General features: G+C 58.8%; 2 pseudogenes. Both read left to right on the forward strand.

What is annotated here, in order from left to right:
• A pseudogene (locus KVT28_RS27905) lies at window positions 1-107 on the forward strand (amino acid ABC transporter substrate-binding protein); the annotation flags it as partial.
• A gap of 49 nt (window positions 108-156) precedes the next feature.
• Window positions 157-323: pseudogene (locus KVT28_RS27910) on the forward strand (amino acid ABC transporter permease); the annotation flags it as partial.

Here is a 323-nt window from a genome sequence, read left to right on the forward strand (position 1 = left end):
ATCTCAACGAATTCCTGTTTGAAATTCACGCCTCCGGTGAAGACGCCCAGCTGTATCAGAAATGGTTCGGCAACAAACCGCGTTATCCGCTGAATCCGCAATATTGATCGCACGCGGCGCGGCAACTGCTGCTGCGCCGCCCGAAGGAGCAGAACCATGAGTTATCAATGGCTAACCCTGTGGCACTATGCCGACACTTTTCTTGCCGCCGCGTGCCTCACCTTGCGAGTGACATTGCTGGCGTTTGCGCTGGCGGTGGCGCTCGGTTTGCTCTCCGCGCTGGCGAAAGCGTCAGCGCTGGCCCCGCTGCGCTGGATCAGACA

Origin of the sequence: Pantoea sp. GbtcB22, from assembly GCF_019091025.1 — a bacterium.
GTDB classification, from domain to species: domain Bacteria; phylum Pseudomonadota; class Gammaproteobacteria; order Enterobacterales; family Enterobacteriaceae; genus Pantoea; species Pantoea leporis.